The sequence below is a fragment of the Anaeropeptidivorans aminofermentans genome (genome assembly GCF_940670685.1).
GTDB classification, from domain to species: Bacteria; Bacillota; Clostridia; order Lachnospirales; family UBA5962; genus Anaeropeptidivorans; species Anaeropeptidivorans aminofermentans.
Map to the genome: position 1 here is coordinate 3,015,317 of NZ_OW711693.1, position 15,389 is coordinate 3,030,705.

The 15,389-nt window shown below is 36.5% G+C and carries 15 protein-coding genes; 2 read left to right on the forward strand and 13 right to left on the reverse strand.

Going from position 1 to position 15,389, the window contains the following annotated elements:
• Positions 1 to 366 precede the first annotated feature (366 nt).
• Positions 367 to 1,245, forward strand: a complete 879-nt coding sequence (locus tag NBX03_RS12700) for a YitT family protein (RefSeq protein WP_250228136.1) — start codon at positions 367 to 369, stop codon at positions 1,243 to 1,245.
• Between the two features lie 194 nt (positions 1,246 to 1,439).
• Here NBX03_RS12700 and NBX03_RS12705 read toward each other — a convergent pair whose 3' ends face one another.
• Positions 1,440 to 2,141 (reverse strand): 5'-methylthioadenosine/adenosylhomocysteine nucleosidase, encoded by a 702-nt coding sequence (locus NBX03_RS12705; protein WP_250228137.1) that lies wholly within the window; start codon positions 2,139 to 2,141, stop codon positions 1,440 to 1,442.
• 1,225 nt (positions 2,142 to 3,366) lie between these two features.
• Positions 3,367 to 4,509, reverse strand: coding sequence for a helix-turn-helix domain-containing protein (locus NBX03_RS12710; protein WP_250228138.1), 1,143 nt, complete (start codon positions 4,507 to 4,509; stop codon positions 3,367 to 3,369).
• 235 nt (positions 4,510 to 4,744) lie between these two features.
• On the opposite strand from NBX03_RS12710, the gene NBX03_RS12715 reads away from it, so the two are divergent.
• Positions 4,745 to 5,080 (forward strand): DUF1492 domain-containing protein, encoded by a 336-nt coding sequence (locus NBX03_RS12715; protein ID WP_250228139.1) that lies wholly within the window; start codon positions 4,745 to 4,747, stop codon positions 5,078 to 5,080.
• Between the two features lie 464 nt (positions 5,081 to 5,544).
• On the opposite strand, the gene NBX03_RS12720 is transcribed toward NBX03_RS12715, so the two are convergent.
• The 11 genes from NBX03_RS12720 to NBX03_RS12770 all read right to left on the reverse strand — a co-directional run bounded on the left by NBX03_RS12720 (position 5,545) and on the right by NBX03_RS12770 (position 15,052).
• Complete coding sequence (locus NBX03_RS12720) at positions 5,545 to 6,387, reverse strand: cell wall hydrolase (RefSeq protein WP_250228140.1); 843 nt, start codon at positions 6,385 to 6,387, stop codon at positions 5,545 to 5,547.
• Between the two features lie 129 nt (positions 6,388 to 6,516).
• Positions 6,517 to 7,362 carry a 16S rRNA (cytidine(1402)-2'-O)-methyltransferase gene (gene rsmI, locus NBX03_RS12725; RefSeq protein ID WP_250228141.1) on the reverse strand — a complete coding sequence of 282 codons (846 nt, stop codon included), beginning with the start codon at positions 7,360 to 7,362 and terminating at the stop codon, positions 6,517 to 6,519.
• Between the two features lie 12 nt (positions 7,363 to 7,374).
• On the reverse strand, positions 7,375 to 8,121 hold the full coding sequence (locus NBX03_RS12730) for a tRNA1(Val) (adenine(37)-N6)-methyltransferase (protein WP_250230279.1): 747 nt from the start codon (positions 8,119 to 8,121) through the stop codon (positions 7,375 to 7,377).
• A complete protein-coding gene (locus tag NBX03_RS12735) occupies positions 8,121 to 8,993 on the reverse strand; it encodes a PSP1 domain-containing protein (RefSeq protein WP_250228142.1) in 873 nt (290 codons plus the stop codon). Before NBX03_RS12735 ends, NBX03_RS12730 begins: the two co-directional genes overlap by 1 nt.
• 45 nt (positions 8,994 to 9,038) lie before the next feature.
• Positions 9,039 to 10,025, reverse strand: coding sequence for a DNA polymerase III subunit (locus NBX03_RS12740; RefSeq protein ID WP_250228143.1), 987 nt, complete (start codon positions 10,023 to 10,025; stop codon positions 9,039 to 9,041).
• A gap of 9 nt (positions 10,026 to 10,034) precedes the next feature.
• Positions 10,035 to 10,475, reverse strand: a complete 441-nt coding sequence (locus NBX03_RS12745; RefSeq protein WP_250228144.1) for a YaaR family protein — start codon at positions 10,473 to 10,475, stop codon at positions 10,035 to 10,037.
• Between the two features lie 18 nt (positions 10,476 to 10,493).
• The gene (locus NBX03_RS12750; RefSeq protein ID WP_250228145.1) at positions 10,494 to 10,823 is read right to left on the reverse strand and encodes a cyclic-di-AMP receptor; all 330 of its coding nucleotides are present in this window, start codon (positions 10,821 to 10,823) and stop codon (positions 10,494 to 10,496) included.
• 86 nt (positions 10,824 to 10,909) lie between these two features.
• Complete coding sequence (tmk, locus tag NBX03_RS12755; RefSeq protein WP_250228146.1) at positions 10,910 to 11,536, reverse strand: dTMP kinase; 627 nt, start codon at positions 11,534 to 11,536, stop codon at positions 10,910 to 10,912.
• A 342-nt stretch (positions 11,537 to 11,878) separates the two neighbouring features.
• A complete protein-coding gene (locus NBX03_RS12760; RefSeq protein ID WP_250228147.1) occupies positions 11,879 to 12,427 on the reverse strand; it encodes a hypothetical protein in 549 nt (182 codons plus the stop codon).
• Positions 12,428 to 12,807: 380 nt separating this feature from the next.
• On the reverse strand, positions 12,808 to 13,278 hold the full coding sequence (tnpA, locus tag NBX03_RS12765) for an IS200/IS605 family transposase (protein ID WP_250228148.1): 471 nt from the start codon (positions 13,276 to 13,278) through the stop codon (positions 12,808 to 12,810).
• A 187-nt stretch (positions 13,279 to 13,465) separates the two neighbouring features.
• Positions 13,466 to 15,052 (reverse strand): DUF3794 and LysM peptidoglycan-binding domain-containing protein, encoded by a 1,587-nt coding sequence (locus NBX03_RS12770; protein ID WP_250228149.1) that lies wholly within the window; start codon positions 15,050 to 15,052, stop codon positions 13,466 to 13,468.
• Positions 15,053 to 15,389 lie beyond the last annotated feature (337 nt).

Genomic DNA, 15,389 nt, shown 5'->3' on the forward strand with positions numbered 1-15,389 from the left:
TTATTAAAAGCAAAAAAAATTTTAAAATTTAATATAATAAATAGACTTAAAAAGGCCGGGTTTATTTACAATAGACTTAAGGAAAACTTATAAACGGCAGTCCATCTAAAAGATTTTTCACAAGGAATCCTTATTATTATGGCAAAATATACTAGAGCCTTGGCCGCTTAAACCTATTGCAGCGAAATAACCGCTAATGCCCTTAATTCATATGCTTAATTTTATTGTCGGTTCTAAATAATACAGGAAAATAGCCTTAATTATACGAATATATTTACTATGTACTTTTTATTTTTCCAGTGATATAATTTCTCTGCTATACTCGATTACTTTTTTGTTAAGATTAATTACTTCGGAGGTCTTCATATGATTTTCAAAAAAATTATGTCTGCTATGGGAATTGACAGCTTTAAAGATTTTTTAATAATAAACTTCGGAATTATCATTATTTCCGTAGGGCTGCACTTTTTCAGAAACCCGAATAAATTTGCCCTTGGCGGCATAAACGGTGTTTCAATCGTCCTTAATTATTTTTATCCGAATCTTCCCGTAGGCTCTTTAATGTTTCTTTTAAATATTATTTTCCTGTTTCTCGGCTTTATCTTTTTAGGGAAAACCTTTGTTATGAAAACGCTGTATGTTTCTAATGCCATAACCTTTATGGTTATGGGCCTTGAACATTTCATGCCTGTAGTTACGCCTCTTACAAATCAGAAGCTTCTGGAACTTGTTTACAGCGTATTCCTCCCAGGGATAGGCGTAGCCTTTATCTATAATTACGGCGCCGCAACCGGAGGCACAGATATCATCGCTCAAATCATAAGCAAGCTTTTTAAAATACGCTTAAGCATAAGCCTTTTAATATGCGATTTTTTCATAGCGCTTTCAGCAGGATATATATACGGCATGGAAATATGCCTTTTGATTCTTACAGGCCTTATGATGAATTCCTTTGTGGTTGACAGCTTCCTTGAAAATCTTAATTTGAGAAAAATCGTCGTTATCATAAGCAATAAAAATCAGGAGATTGAGCAGTTCATCTGCAATGAAATAAAAAGGGGCGCAACCGTACATAAGGCAAGGGGCGCCATAAACCGTGAAGAAAGAGACGTTATAACAACCGTCCTTAACAGGAGCCAGGCAAAACGCCTTCAAGACTATATAAAGGGAATAGACCCGGAAGCCTTCATAACCATATCAAATTCATCTAAAATTATAGGTCTTGGCTTCGGAAGCTTTGAATAAATTCGGTAACTTTATAATTCATAAAAAGTAATGCTTTTAAAACAAAAACCGCCGCTTTCCCTATGGAAAGCGGCGGCATTTTTGCTTATGAAAGGTACGGATTTAAAGAACAAAATAACCCTACTTTGAAGGCTGATTATGAACTTAGAAAATACCGGTTTTAATTGGAACAGCAATCCAAATTTCATTAGTTGTTAAATTTCTGCAATCATCTTTTCTACTATTTCAGCACATACCTTCGCTACAAAATCCTTGTTCTTTTCGTATGATGCCGCTGCCCCGTCTTCGGAGGAATCACTCATTGCCCTTATAACAATAAAGGGGATTTTATTAAGGTAAGCCGTCTGAGCAATGGCCGCCCCTTCCATTTCCACGCAAAGAGGTTTAAATCTGGATATTATCTTTTCTTTTTGCTCATTGCTCGATATAAACTGATCGCCTGAGGCGATGCGGCCTGTATAGGCCTTGGAATTAGGCGCCGCCTCTGCGGAAGCTTTCAAAGCAATTTCAATAAGGTCTTCATCAGCTTCAAAAAACACCTTATTCAGCCTCGGTATTTCCCCCGGCTCATATCCTCCGAAGGCTGTTGAATCAAAATCGTGATGAACAAGGTCTTTAGATATTACAATATCGCCTACGGAAATTCCCTTCCCTAAGGCTCCGGCAACTCCTGTATTTATTATATAATCCACTCCATACATATCAACAAGAACCTGAGCGCAGATTGCGGCGTTAACCTTGCCGATTCCGCTTCTTACGATGACTACGCTCTTTGAAGCCATTTTTCCTATGGCAAAATCCATGCCCAGGATATTCTTTACACTGACCATCTCAAGAAGTGACTTTAAATAAGAAACCTCTTCATCCATAGCGCCAATAATACCTATGGTCTTCATCAAGTTATCCTCCTTAATCTGTGTCTCAAGCATAGACTGCTTGTTGAAACACTATCCAATGCAGCTTAAAACAATTCATATATCTTCCCGATTTTTAAGCAATTTATCAAAATATAAACCATACATAAAAACATTTTAACCTAAAACCTTATTTATTTCAAATATATAATTTTCAAAACAGAGATTGCATTTTTACTAAATCTATGGAGGCTATTTTGTAAATATAAGAGACAGATTCATAAAGGCTTATTTTAAAAATTCTTCACCGCTTTTTATGTATAGTCAATTTACTTTTATTCTGCCATAAGTATAAGGTCACAGAAGGCTTAGAATAAAGTAAAAGTAAATTAATAAGGTATTTTATCATAAATATAAGTTCTGCTCATACATTTCACTTTGTGAAATATATTCGTGGATAAAACTAAGCTTTGCTTAGTTTTATCCATATTATATCATCGTAATCCGACTATAAACCTTTTAAATCAATTTACCATAGTAAAACAAATTAATAACAGTAACAAAAAACCGTATATTTAATACTTAGCTTAGTGAATCCAAAAATACTTACAGTGAAGCTCAGTGAGCGTTCCCTTATAGTCAACAAAGACTTTTCTTTGCTGACTATGAATAGCTTAAATATATAAATATTTTATATATTTAAGCCGTTCATGAAAATAGATTTTTGTCATTACCTTAATCTTGTTTTGCTTTATATATATTCTATAATAAAGTTCCCTATGCAAAAGTCAAGCGCCATATTTTAGGTGTTTTTTATATAGGCAGCTTAAAGGGAGATTCTAGGCCCAAATCCCTTTCTTTATTCATAAAAATTTTTTTATAATTTTTTAATTTTACTCTGTACAAATAAATTTTTTATGGTATAATATTAGTTAGCTAGAGCAAACAAGCTAGCTTGCTTTAGATAAAGCCTTGTATTTCAAAGCTTGATTGATATACAGGCTGTGTTTTCCAATTTATCTCTTTCCTTGTAATAAATTAACCAAGAGCATTGCCGGATAAATCAGGCTATTTTATTATTCAAGCTTCCCCCTGTAATAATATGGCCGCTCCACTCCAAACATAGTAACACCCTTTTGACGCTTGTCGTGTGCGTCATCTCCCTTTAATTAGATTGATTATTTCAGAACTCCCCCATTAATCTGAATACTATCTCTAAAAGGGTAAGCCCCCAATATTGGGGGCTTTTTTTAATCCAAATCAGAAGCTATAGTATATTGGTTACGGGCCATATTTCTACTTCGACAGTCATTTCATCAGGAGAATAATTTCTGCTAATATAGCTTATGATTCTCTGTTTTATTGTGTTAAAATGCTCCTCTTTCAATTCATAAAGTAACGCCATAGCCGATTTTGAACTTATGATCGTATACATATCATTTTTTCTTAGGGAGTTTTTAAGCATTATTTCAATTATGCTGCCGTCAATGTTTTTATCTTTCTTCGTTTTTAATGTAATCTGGGCGAAGGAATATACCACCTGAGCATCTCTCAATCTTTCGCTTATAAGGTTACTGATCATGGATTTCATTTGGTCTTCAGGGTCCAACTTTTCTTCAGAAGCTTTAAAATCAACATTTCCGCAATCCTTTATGATTGCCGTAAGCTCCGCCGGCATCGGTATGCCGTATGTAGTTTTCATTTTGTCTTCAAGATAGCTGTAATGGCGCACAGCATAATTTATCTGCTGGGTTTTAATAAGAGTGCTTAAAAATATCGTATTAATAAGATTATCAAGCTCCTCAAGCTTAAAAAAGCTCTCGCAGATGGATATGATGTCGTCATACTTTTCCATATCCCTCAGTTTTTCCAATATATTGGCTATAGCACCGCAGTAAATTTGAAGATAGTAATTTCTCTGGCGGATAGCCATTTTTTCCTGGGGACAATCCTGAAGAAAATGACCGTCATACACTGCTCCAAGTCTCTTTGTCATGTTTATAAGCTCTTGATAATCTTCAATGCCTTCCGTTTCCTTCGCAAGCTCCACAAGAATATCCGTATCAAATACGATGTCGTCTGACACATTAAAAATATAATTTCCTTTAGAGTTTATTATGGATATCTTGTCAGAAAAATCCATATTAAAGGCATTGTCCTTTGAAAAAGCGTTCCGGAGTCTATGAACATAGGTCTGTAAGACCTTTTTTCTTTCGTTATATTCATTGTCCGGCCATATATCCTCAATAATTTTATCCGGCTTGCAAACATTTGAATGATTAATAAGAAAATATTGGAGCAGGGACTTTAACTTGGCGGTAAGCTGTTTTTCCTTAAAAATGCTTTTCCCCTCATACATTATGTCCACGTTGTTGAATAATTTGACACTTAAGCTACCGTCGTTTTTCATAAGGCGGAATCCTCCCATATTCTTAAAATGCAATCATCAATTTATATATTATAAATCATTTGAAAAGGATTTTAAACCGATAAGTTTTAAAATATTCAAATTATTGCCTGATTTCCTTCATTGACATTATTTTCAACAAAATTTGTACTATTTATTGTAAACAATCCACGAAGTATTAATATACTAAAAGTACAAGCATTTATTTTTTATGTTCAATAGAAACGAGGTGTAATTTATGAACGAAAAGGACTTGGACCAATATTTTTTTATTGTAAAGGAAATAAAAACTTTAAATAATGATATAAATGAATTGCTTAAAGAGGAAAGGCCTGAAAGCAAGGAAAATATTGATAGAATAGTAAAGCTTTTAAATGATAGACTGGAAGTTATGGTAGATTTAAGAGAAAAAATCGAGAATTACATAAATTCCATTGAGGACGGAGACATCCGCCTTATTATGCGCCTGAGACATATTTCAAAAATGACTTGGGAAGAAATAGGCGATGAAATTTATATGAGCTCTTCCGGGGTTTTTAAAAAATATAAAAAATTCTTGAAAAAAACTTCTTAAAATATAATCCTAAAATTTAAAAATTTTTAAATTTTACTTACAGCCAAATGAATAAAACATCCATATATTTCTTTAAACTGCTGAAAATTATAGCATTAAAATTATTTATACATAAGACCTAAAGTAATTAGCAAGAAGAATTCTAAAAAACCGGGCTTATCACAAACTAAAAGACCAAGAAGCGGTGACCTATTTAATCTTTCAAAGAAAAGGAAGAACTAATTCTATTTTAATTTCTATAAAGGCTGTCTTGCTTATGTATAAAATTTAATTAGCTGTACATGCTTGGTTCAGTTTGGACTAGCAGAAATATTAGAAATTGATGATTAATCCTTTGATTTCGCTTGTAATCCAAGGCTTACGACAAATATATTTATATTTCTAGTAAAGACCTGGAAATATCATCATAATTTTCATGCCTTTTCTTATATACATTAAAAAAAGAGCCGCTTTGCGGCTCTTTTTTAATAATAAAAGTCATGATTTTTAAGTGTAAATGCAAATTTTCTGTTGCGGCTTACCCATGTGGACTGGGCGTACCGGGGATTTATGAAAAATAGAGCTCCATCGGCATTCCGTTTTCCTTCAAGAACTTCCACCGCCGCAAGGAAGCTTGCTGTTGAAGGTTCGTTATAGATGCTTCCGTTTGCCGTAGGTGAAAATTGTATGCCGTTTTTCCTGTCGAATATAACGTTTTTAACCGTATCGGGATAAGCCGGTGAAGCTTTTCTGTTTAAGATGACGTTTCCTACGGCTATTTTGGCCTCGTAAGGCTCTCCGTTTGCTTCTGCGTGTATAATCTTTGCCATCCAGTTAAGGTCCTCTTTGGTATATCCTGAATACTTAGGCAGTATGCCTTTTATTTCCTCAGGGGAAAGCCATGCATTTTTTTCTCTTGAAATGCTTACAATATTAAATTCATCATTAAAAGAAGAATTAAGGCCTAGAAATGTCTTTATATCCCAAAGATTTATCATTGCTGTAGAGCCGCTTAAATAATAATTAGGATTGTATTCCTTTGCATTATATACTATTTTTACGCCGTCTGTTTTACTCCAGCGAACCTCGGCTCCGTAATATTCTGCCACATATCTTAAAGGAACAAAGTATGAACTGCCCTTTTTTTCATATTTTATACTTGTAAGCTTTCTATCAAGAATAATTTTATACTCCGGTCTTGTTAAATCGTCAGCGTATACACTGCCGCAGAAAACAACGCCGATTAAGGCAATAGATATAATGGCGGATTTTAAATATTTAATATTAATAATATTCATCTCCTTAGATAAAATTTCTATACCTAGCATTTATCCCCTATATAATTGCCTCAGTTCATAATTTTTATACATTTTCTTAACATTTATATGAAAAAAATGGAAATTATTAAAATACAAAAGCCCGAATACCTAGATATTCGGGCTTTTGTATTAAATATATTATTTTTTCATAATCCTATTATATATTTCGCTTTTGCTTACCCCTCTGTCTTTTGCCACAAGCTTCATGGCTTCTTTTTTATCTATGCCTTGAGCCATGTATTTTTCCATATGCTCTTCTATGGTCATGCTTTCGGCTTCTTCTATTTTCAGGCTGTCAAGGCCTTCTAAGCCGATGCCTTCCACAATAAGAACAAATTCTCCTCTAGGCTCATTATGGGAAAAATATTCTATAGCCTCATGAATTTTAAGACATAGGATTTCCTCATGAAGCTTTGTAAGCTCTCTTACGGTGCTTATTCTTCTATCGTCTCCGATATATTCCCTGAAGAGCTTAAGGGTCTTTAAAAGCCTATGCGGGGCTTCATAAAAAACGCTTGTCATATATTCCGTGGCAAGTCTTTCTAAAATCATTTTCTGTTCCTTTTTATCCTTAGGAAGAAAGCCGTAAAATACATATTTGGAAGAGTCAAGGCCGGAAAGAACCAAAGCCGTTATGACAGCCGTCGGCCCTGGGGCGGCGGTTACCTTAATACCTTCTTCGTGGCAGAGCCTTATTAAATCGCCCCCGGGGTCGGAAATCCCCGGCATGCCTGCATCAGTTACAAGGGCAATGTTATTGCCTTCTTTCAAAAGCCCTATAAGCTCAGGGCCCTTTTGCTTTATATTATGCTCATGATAGCTTATAAGCCTGTTTTTGATGTCGTAATGGTTTAGAAGCTTCAGGGTCTGTCTTGTATCCTCACAGGCGATGAAATCGGCCTCTTTCAGGGTTTCAAGCTGTCTGAAAGTAATGTCTTTTAAATTTCCTATGGGGGTGCCGCATATATATAAAGTACCGCTCATTTTCTACCTCTGCTATTCATAGTATATTTTAATAAGCTCCTCTGTATAGCTTCCGTCCTGATTGTAAATAATTAAAGGCTCTTTTACCTTTACCATAGAGCCGCCGCCTTTTACGGCTTCTATCAAGACCATATTCGGCTCTTTATCCTTATAGGGCTGAACAAATTGGATTGTCTTCGGCTCAAGCTTATATACCCTTAAATAATACAGTATATCCGTAAGCCGGTGGGGCCTATGGACCATAAAAAGCCGGCCTTTAAACTTAAGCACTCTTCCAGAGCCTTTAATAATATCTTCTAAAGTGCATAATATTTCATGGCGGGCTATGGCTTTGGGGGAAGTATCGTTTATGATTCCGCCTCCGCCGTTCATATAAGGGGGATTTACGGTTACTGCGTCAAAGGAGCCGGCTTTAAAGAGGCTGTCCATATCCTTAATATCTCCATGGATTACATCTATTTTTTCCGTAAGATTGTTATAGAGAACACTTCTTTTTGCCATGGAAATGCTTTCTTCCTGTATTTCAAGGGCGGTAAAATGCTCTGCCTTGGTCTTTGCAGAAAGAAGAATGGGAATGACTCCTGTGCCTGTTCCTAAATCGAGAACCTTGTCTCCTTCATATATCTTAGCAAAACCCGTAAGCAAAACTGCGTCCATGCCAAAACAGAACCGCTTAGGGTTCTGTATGAGCATATATCCGCTTCTGTGAAGATCATCTAATCTCTCATCTTCGTATAATTCGACTTTGTTTTCATTCATCAATCTGTCATATCCTCAAGCTCCGGCGGTATGGGTTTATCGTCCTTTTTGGCCTTGTGGCTTATTATTTTAATTTCGTCGGCATGATAGAAATTAATCAAGGGAACGTCTTGATCCTTTTTTCTTACGGCGGCCTTTATAATGCCCCTTAATATGGATACGGCAAGAACCTCGCCTTTTCCGTCGGGGGTATCAATAATATCCCCTTCATTGGGAAGAAGCCTGTTGAGATGCTCATAGGTATCTTCTTCATATTTCAGGCAGCACATAAGCCTTCCGCAGATGCCGGATATTTTTGTAGGGTTCAAGGACAAATTCTGTTCCTTCGCCATTTTAATTGAAACCGGCTGGAAATCCCCTAAAAACGTAGCACAGCAAAGGGGCCTTCCGCAGATGCCGATGCCGTTTAGCATTTTTGATTCGTCTCTTACGCCTATTTGCCGAAGCTCTATTCTCATACGGAATATAGCGGCAAGGTCCTTCACAAGATCTCTGAAATCCACTCTGCCTTCTGACGTAAAATAAAATATGATTTTATTGCAGTCAAATGTAAGCTCCGTATCGATAAGCTTCATATCGAGGCCATGTTCCTTTATTTTTTCGGCGCAGATGCCGAAGGCCTCTTTTTCTCTTTCTTTATTCTTTTTATCTTTAAGGGCGTCTTCTCCTGTGGCTATACGCATAACCTTCTTAAGGGGCGGAACAATATCCTCATCAGGAACAAGCCTGTTTGGTATTTCCACCTTCCCGAATTCGACGCCTCGTGATGTTTCAACAATTACCTTTGTATCTTTTTCTATATTAAGTCCATCGGGGTCGAAATAATAGATTTTTCCTACCCGTTTGAATCTTATTCCTACTACCTCTACCATATATATCTCCCTCTAGTCACTTAAAGAGGTTCCAAAGCCTTTGGCCTACAGGCCTGCAAGCTTCATAAACATGACCTCAATAGTCATCGTAAAATTAGAATTGTATTTTGTATAAGTTTTTGCCTCTGAAACTGCTTCTATACCGGATAAAAGCATGTTAAGGCTTTTATTTTTGCTGAATCCTGCAATATCTTTAAGCTTGTCGGCTTCAAATAGGAAGCCCTCTTTTAATGTTGATTTATATATTAAAGCGTCTCTATACCATAAATACAATATATTAAACGCCTCGTCTATATTTTCTTTATATTTTTCAAAGGCTTTGGCGCTTTTAAATACGCTTTTGACGCTTTTTTCCTCTAAATTCATTAATATATCAATGATGTCTCTTCTAAAGCCGTTAAACTCATCGTCTTTTGCAAGCTTCAGAGCTTGTCCTACGGAGCCTGCGCTGTAAGAAGCGCAGACACCTGCAATATTTTTATCTACGCCGTTTTTTACTAAATAATCTTCAATTTTTTTTCTTCCAATAGGTTTCAGTTTGAAAACAACGCATCTTGAAAGTATGGTTTCAAGGAAGCTTCCCAAATTACTGGAAATAAGAAAAAAAACACCGTATTCCGGAGGTTCCTCTATGGTTTTAAGCAAAGCGTTCTGTGCCTGAATCGTCATTTTATCCGCTTTATCTATTATATATATTTTATATCTATATTTATAGGGTTTTACGGCAATGGTTGAAATTACCTGTTCCCTGATATCGTCAACGCCTATGGAACTTGATTTTACAGGACGGACAAAGCACACGTCCGGATTGTTAAAGGCTTCAAAACTTCTGCAGGATATGCAATGTCCGCAGGCGGTCTCTCCCTTTTCTTCACATAAAAGGGTCTTTGCAAAGCTCATGGCCAAAAGCTTTTTTCCGCTTAAGGCAGGGCCGTCAAAAATATACGAATGGGATATTTTATTAAACTGAATAGATTTTTTTATGCTATTTTTAATAAAGTCATTTCCTTCAATTTGCTCAAAAGAATACATCGAATGCTCCTAAACCATAATATCAAGAAGAAGTCCTTTGATTTGGCCTACCTTATCTAAAATAGCCAAATGGTCCTTCTCGCTTTTCAAAAGCTCCTGAGCAAGCTCATCAACTTCCTTGTTAATCACGCGAACAATACCAAAAACCCTGTGTCTTCCCCTTCTGTCGAGATAATTCTCCCGGGAAAACTCATGGCTGTTGGTGACTACTTCATTAATAAAATCCTTTATCAGGCTTCTATACTGCTTCATGTCGTTAAAGTCCATATGCTTCGATATTTTTTCGCCTTGAAGGCTGATATCGTCAATTAAAGAGGAGAGCCTTGCTGCAAGGCCCTCCTCTCCAAGCTTACTTAAGGTAAAGCTGAATTCCTCATGAGGAGGCTTTTTCACTTTGCTCTGGACTTCATTTAAATTATTGGCAAGTATTTCCGAAACTCGAAGATCCATAAGATCATGCCTCACCTATTAAACTTTTTTAAATTCTTCTACATTCAATACGAAGATTGTAGCTCCCCCTACTGTAACTTCAACAGGGTATGGAACATAGCTTTCCGTAGCGCTCATATTTGAGGAATTTATAGAGGTTATCTGGCGTCTGCCCTTGCATTTTTTCTCAATAATAGAAACAAGGTCGTCTACCTTCTCATCTTCAACTCCGCAAATGAGCGTAGTGTTTCCTGCTCTTAAAAAACCGCCTGTACTTGCAAGCTTTGTAACACTGTAGCCTTTTTCATTTAAAATATCCATGATGTGGAAGGCATCCTCATCGTGAATAATTGCCATAATGAGTTTCATAGTAATTCCTCCTTTTTAAGCACCTGGCTTTTGTATTAGAAATAGTGAAAGCTTAGATATAAATTAAGCTGGGCCTAATTTATTTATCATTTAATTGGCTTTATAAGCTGATTCACTATATCAATGATTGTTTCATGAATTTCTCTTTCCGATGCATCGGCATTTATGGGGCGAAACCGCTCTTTATATATATCGGCTGCTTTTTCAAAACCCTCAAACACAAGGCGATGGAATTCAGAATTTTCCTTTTCCAATCTGTCGAAAACAGTGCCCTTTTTCCTTCTAAAGCCAATTTCCGGAGAAAGCCTCATATAAAAGGTAATATCCGGCCAAAGGCCGCCTATGGCGTAGGAATTGATTTTTTCGATTGCGTCAAGGCCAAGGCCCCTGCCAAAGGCTTGATAGGCAAAGCTTGAGTCTATATATCTGTCGCATATGACGATTTTACCTTCTGAAAGGGCAGGCTTTATTACTTGTGAAACAAGCTGAGCCCTTGCCGCCGCATATAAAAGTGCCTCTGTCACGGAAAGCATTTCAGAATTTTCAGGGTCTATGATAATAGAGCGTATTTTTTCGCCTATGGGCGTTCCCCCCGGCTCTCTCAAAAGCAAAACCGGTATTTCGGATTTAAGTAAATATTCATAAAGAAGCTTTGACTGGGTGCTTTTACCTGCGCCTTCTCCGCCTTCAAAGGTGATAAATAAGCCTTTCATAATAACCCTCTTTTTATTTATTAAAAAAATGTAATATTATAGCATTCTACAATATTACATTTCTATAATTATATTATAACATACGGGTACATATCTGCAAACCTTTATTTGCACGATTATATTATAAGCATCGATTTAGCTCATACATTTTTCTTCAAGCAGCGCTTCGTTTTATCCATATTGTATTTAGAAAATTTAAAGCAGGGGCGCTCTTGAACTATCTTATAGCTAACAAGATAGAAACTTATTTATTAACTATAGAGAATGCCTATTACAAGCTGACTTTTATATTATTTTTCAAGTTCACTTCATATAAAATATTAATATGCAAAAATCAATATATCATTTATTAAAATAATTATTACAGAATCCAATCCATTCCTTCTCATATTTATCAGGCGGCAGCTCTTGCAAATTCCTTATGCTGTAAATATTTCTTTTCATTGCCTCTTTAACAAAATCATGAATATAAGACGGCCTTTCAATAGTATAAAAAAAGGCCTCTTCGATTCCTTTTTTTATGGCAGCATAAAGCCTGGTATGCCCGTCGATAACGATAAAGGAGCCTTCTGATTTTACCGCTGGGATTATTACCTGCTCTTTTGACAGAAGCCATTGATTAATGGCATTTAGTTTTTCCGTATTTACAAAAAATTGGCTGGGCTGAAGTTTTTCAATTGGTATCAAAGCTAAGGATATGGCTTCAAATGATTGAATCATGCGATTTTCTTCGTCTATAAATTTAGTAATATGCCCGGCGAATTCTCTAAATTCATCTATTATTTTATCAAGGCTTCCTTGCCACAAAGTCGAAATCCGTGCAGTATCCATATTTATAATTTCAAAGCTGCAAGGGGTCTCGTCAATTAAAAATGCACCGTGCTGGTTCAAAACATTTTGATTAAAACCGATATGCTCATAGCCGTTAATCCTTCGAATCTTTATTTTAATCGCCTCTTTCCTTGGAGCTTATTTACAGTATAGACGAGACTCTGCCCATGCATTTCCCTTCATAAAATGGATTGTGCATAAAATTAAGCTGAGTTTGATTTTATACAAATTATATCATAAGCACAGGGTTTACTCATCCTTTTCCCACACAAAATATATGAGTGAATAAACTTTAATTAAGCCCTAATCATGACCACCCGTGACAACGGGTGGCATGAACAAACCCTGTAAGGGTATGATACTGGCAGAGCCTAAAGGCTCATTGAAGGATTTGCCAACCGCATATTTTTCTCAGGCTGCCCCTAAAGGGGCGGCCTTATTTATGCCTTGGCATTCTTGTCACCCGTAAACGGGTCAACATATTCTTTAAGCGTCATTTGGTCCCCTGCTATGTCATCTTGCAGTTGATTACGAATATACTCTGCTATTACTTTTTTGTTGCGGCCCACTGTATCTACGTAATATCCCTTGCACCAGAACTGTCTGTTTCCATACTTATACTTCATACTTGCATGTCGGTCGAAGATCATCAGTGAACTTTTTCCTTTGAGATATCCCATGAAACTGGATACACTTAACTTAGGCGGTATACTGACCAGCATGTGTATATGATCTGGACACGCATTTGCTTCATGTATCTCTACTCCTTTGTGACTGCACAGTTTCCTTAAGATTTCTCCTACATCTGCTTTTATCTTTCCATAGATTACCTGCCTACGATATTTGGGTGCAAACACTATGTGATACTTGCAATTCCATTTTGTATGGGCTAAACTGTTTACGTCATTCATTCTTGAATGCACTCCTTCATTTTTCTTGTGCGGTCGGCAAACCTGCACTTATTTTAAATGAAGGAGTTCTTTTTTTCTACTCATCGGCTTCCGCCTCTTTTGAACCACGGGCCTAGCCCGTGGTTTTCCTTTAACAAATTAAAATACCGCCACTTATTTTTAAAGCAGCGGTATTTCTATTATATTTTTAATTTAATACCTCTTCAAGCATATTCTTTTTAAGAATAAGAAGCTTCTGTCCGGGACTGATGTCATAAGGCTCCGACATTCCGTTTACCTCGGCGATTTCATCAATGGTTGTATTATATCTTTTAGCAATCTTCCAGAGGCTGTCGCCTTCTTGAACGGTATATACGGTGATGCTGGGCATTTGCTCAAGAATATCCGGTTCAATAGGCCTAATTTCTATATCGGTTATTAAAGAAGCATCCATCATTTCTATTACTCTTGTATTGAAAGTAAGCATTACTCTTACTTCTATTTCGTCGCTGCTTAGCATATTAAAGCTAATATAATCTATATCTATGCCTACGTCTACGTCCATTCCCGGCTCTGAGCCTTTCGTATCTATGGTCTGCTTAAATGGAATTACCGTATTGAAGCTATAAATAGGGCTTTCATCGCTTTCGGCGATATAAAGAATATCCAGCTCTATTGCCCCTTCAACAACTACCTTGTCTTCTAACACCCTAACATCATCTGTTATTACTTTTCCGCTTATATTGAATATCTGCAATATATCCGGGCTGTCCTCTTCAAGTTTTACTACTTCTTTTATGGAGGCCTGATTCTTATTTCTGCTTACAAGGCGAGGATATACAATTTTATTTCTATGTATAAGCAAATCCTGATTTATAAGATAAACGTCTTCCAGTACATCTATTTCATCTATTTTGCTTACCCTTGCAAATACGGCCATGGTAGCTTCAAGGTCAATAATTCTGTCTTCGCCGTCTTCGTCTGTTCTTACCTGAGCGTGGTCATCTCTAAGGCTAAGCCGAACATCTGCAAACATATCCTCTGTAATTCCCGGTACGTCTATATGGCCGTTAAAGGGGATTTCATATTCTACAAATTCAATTACACTGTCGTCATCGTCTCCCCTGTAAAGAACCGTTACGGCAATTTCTCCCATGACATTGATTTTGTCATTAAGAACCTTGTACTCTTGATTGCTTATGGCCATATTTACCTGCAAAAGCTCTTGTATGCTGGGCTTTCCATGAGGTATTACCACTTCGTCCTTTATGGAAATACGGTCGTCTTTTCTTATAATAGGCCTGTTTAAAACAATCGGGTATTTTACCATCTGATTTTCCGGTATGCCTTCAATGTCTACTACAACATCATGTTCCTCGTTTACGATTACATAGACAGATATTTCTATGATTGCCTTGTAATTTGCTTTTCTGTCATTTACGATTTGATAGTCGATATTTTCAATTTCTATGCCCACATCTACCCACATACTGCTGTCAATGCCGGGAATGTTTATATAGTCATCTATAGGCGCAACATGCTCTATGCTGTATACTCTGCTGTCTGGCCCTTTAGACATATAGAGAAGTTTAATAAAGAGGCTTCCCGAAAAACTTACTCTGTCGTTTGTGGTTTCTACTCTTGTGAGAATGGCCTTTGAATAAGTTTGGAGTATGTAAGCTATATCAGGCTTCACATCAGGCACGATAATATCGCCTTCCATTAGAAGCTGGGTTTCTTCATCGGCAAAGTCCCTGCTTATTACTATTTTTCTTCTGATTAAATCTACCGCCATATATTTTTACCCCCCTGCATGAAATTACTTTTCTTTTCAGAGCATAAGCCAATTCATATAAAATATCCTTTGCCCCAATAGAAAAATGATTAATATCCTTTAAGCAATCTTTATGTTCTTATGGCTTAATAAGTCCTATATTAATATATTATCTTGGCAGATGTTTTATGTGTAAAAATCAAAAATGAAAGGCTTTGGGGCCTTGTTGTATAATATAAAGGCCCAGAGGGGTGAAGAGGCGCAGGAAAGGCTTAAGGGGCGATATATAGTCAATTTGCCTTTATACAGAAGCAAACAAAACAAAAGTAAGGTAGTAAAAAACTATTTTTCATCACAG

Coding starts and splice junctions, on each gene's coding strand:
- NBX03_RS12700 (WP_250228136.1), top strand. CDS start 367: ATGATTTTCAAAAAAATTATGTCTGCTATGGGAATTGACAGCTTTAAA.
- NBX03_RS12705 (WP_250228137.1), bottom strand. CDS start 2,141: ATGAAGACCATAGGTATTATTGGCGCTATGGATGAAGAGGTTTCTTAT.
- NBX03_RS12710 (WP_250228138.1), bottom strand. CDS start 4,509: ATGAAAAACGACGGTAGCTTAAGTGTCAAATTATTCAACAACGTGGAC.
- NBX03_RS12715 (WP_250228139.1), top strand. CDS start 4,745: ATGAACGAAAAGGACTTGGACCAATATTTTTTTATTGTAAAGGAAATA.
- NBX03_RS12720 (WP_250228140.1), bottom strand. CDS start 6,387: ATGCTAGGTATAGAAATTTTATCTAAGGAGATGAATATTATTAATATT.
- rsmI (WP_250228141.1), bottom strand. CDS start 7,362: ATGAGCGGTACTTTATATATATGCGGCACCCCCATAGGAAATTTAAAA.
- NBX03_RS12730 (WP_250230279.1), bottom strand. CDS start 8,121: ATGAATGAAAACAAAGTCGAATTATACGAAGATGAGAGATTAGATGAT.
- NBX03_RS12735 (WP_250228142.1), bottom strand. CDS start 8,993: ATGGTAGAGGTAGTAGGAATAAGATTCAAACGGGTAGGAAAAATCTAT.
- NBX03_RS12740 (WP_250228143.1), bottom strand. CDS start 10,025: ATGTATTCTTTTGAGCAAATTGAAGGAAATGACTTTATTAAAAATAGC.
- NBX03_RS12745 (WP_250228144.1), bottom strand. CDS start 10,475: ATGGATCTTCGAGTTTCGGAAATACTTGCCAATAATTTAAATGAAGTC.
- NBX03_RS12750 (WP_250228145.1), bottom strand. CDS start 10,823: ATGAAACTCATTATGGCAATTATTCACGATGAGGATGCCTTCCACATC.
- tmk (WP_250228146.1), bottom strand. CDS start 11,536: ATGAAAGGCTTATTTATCACCTTTGAAGGCGGAGAAGGCGCAGGTAAA.
- tnpA (WP_250228148.1), bottom strand. CDS start 13,278: ATGAATGACGTAAACAGTTTAGCCCATACAAAATGGAATTGCAAGTAT.
- NBX03_RS12770 (WP_250228149.1), bottom strand. CDS start 15,052: ATGGCGGTAGATTTAATCAGAAGAAAAATAGTAATAAGCAGGGACTTT.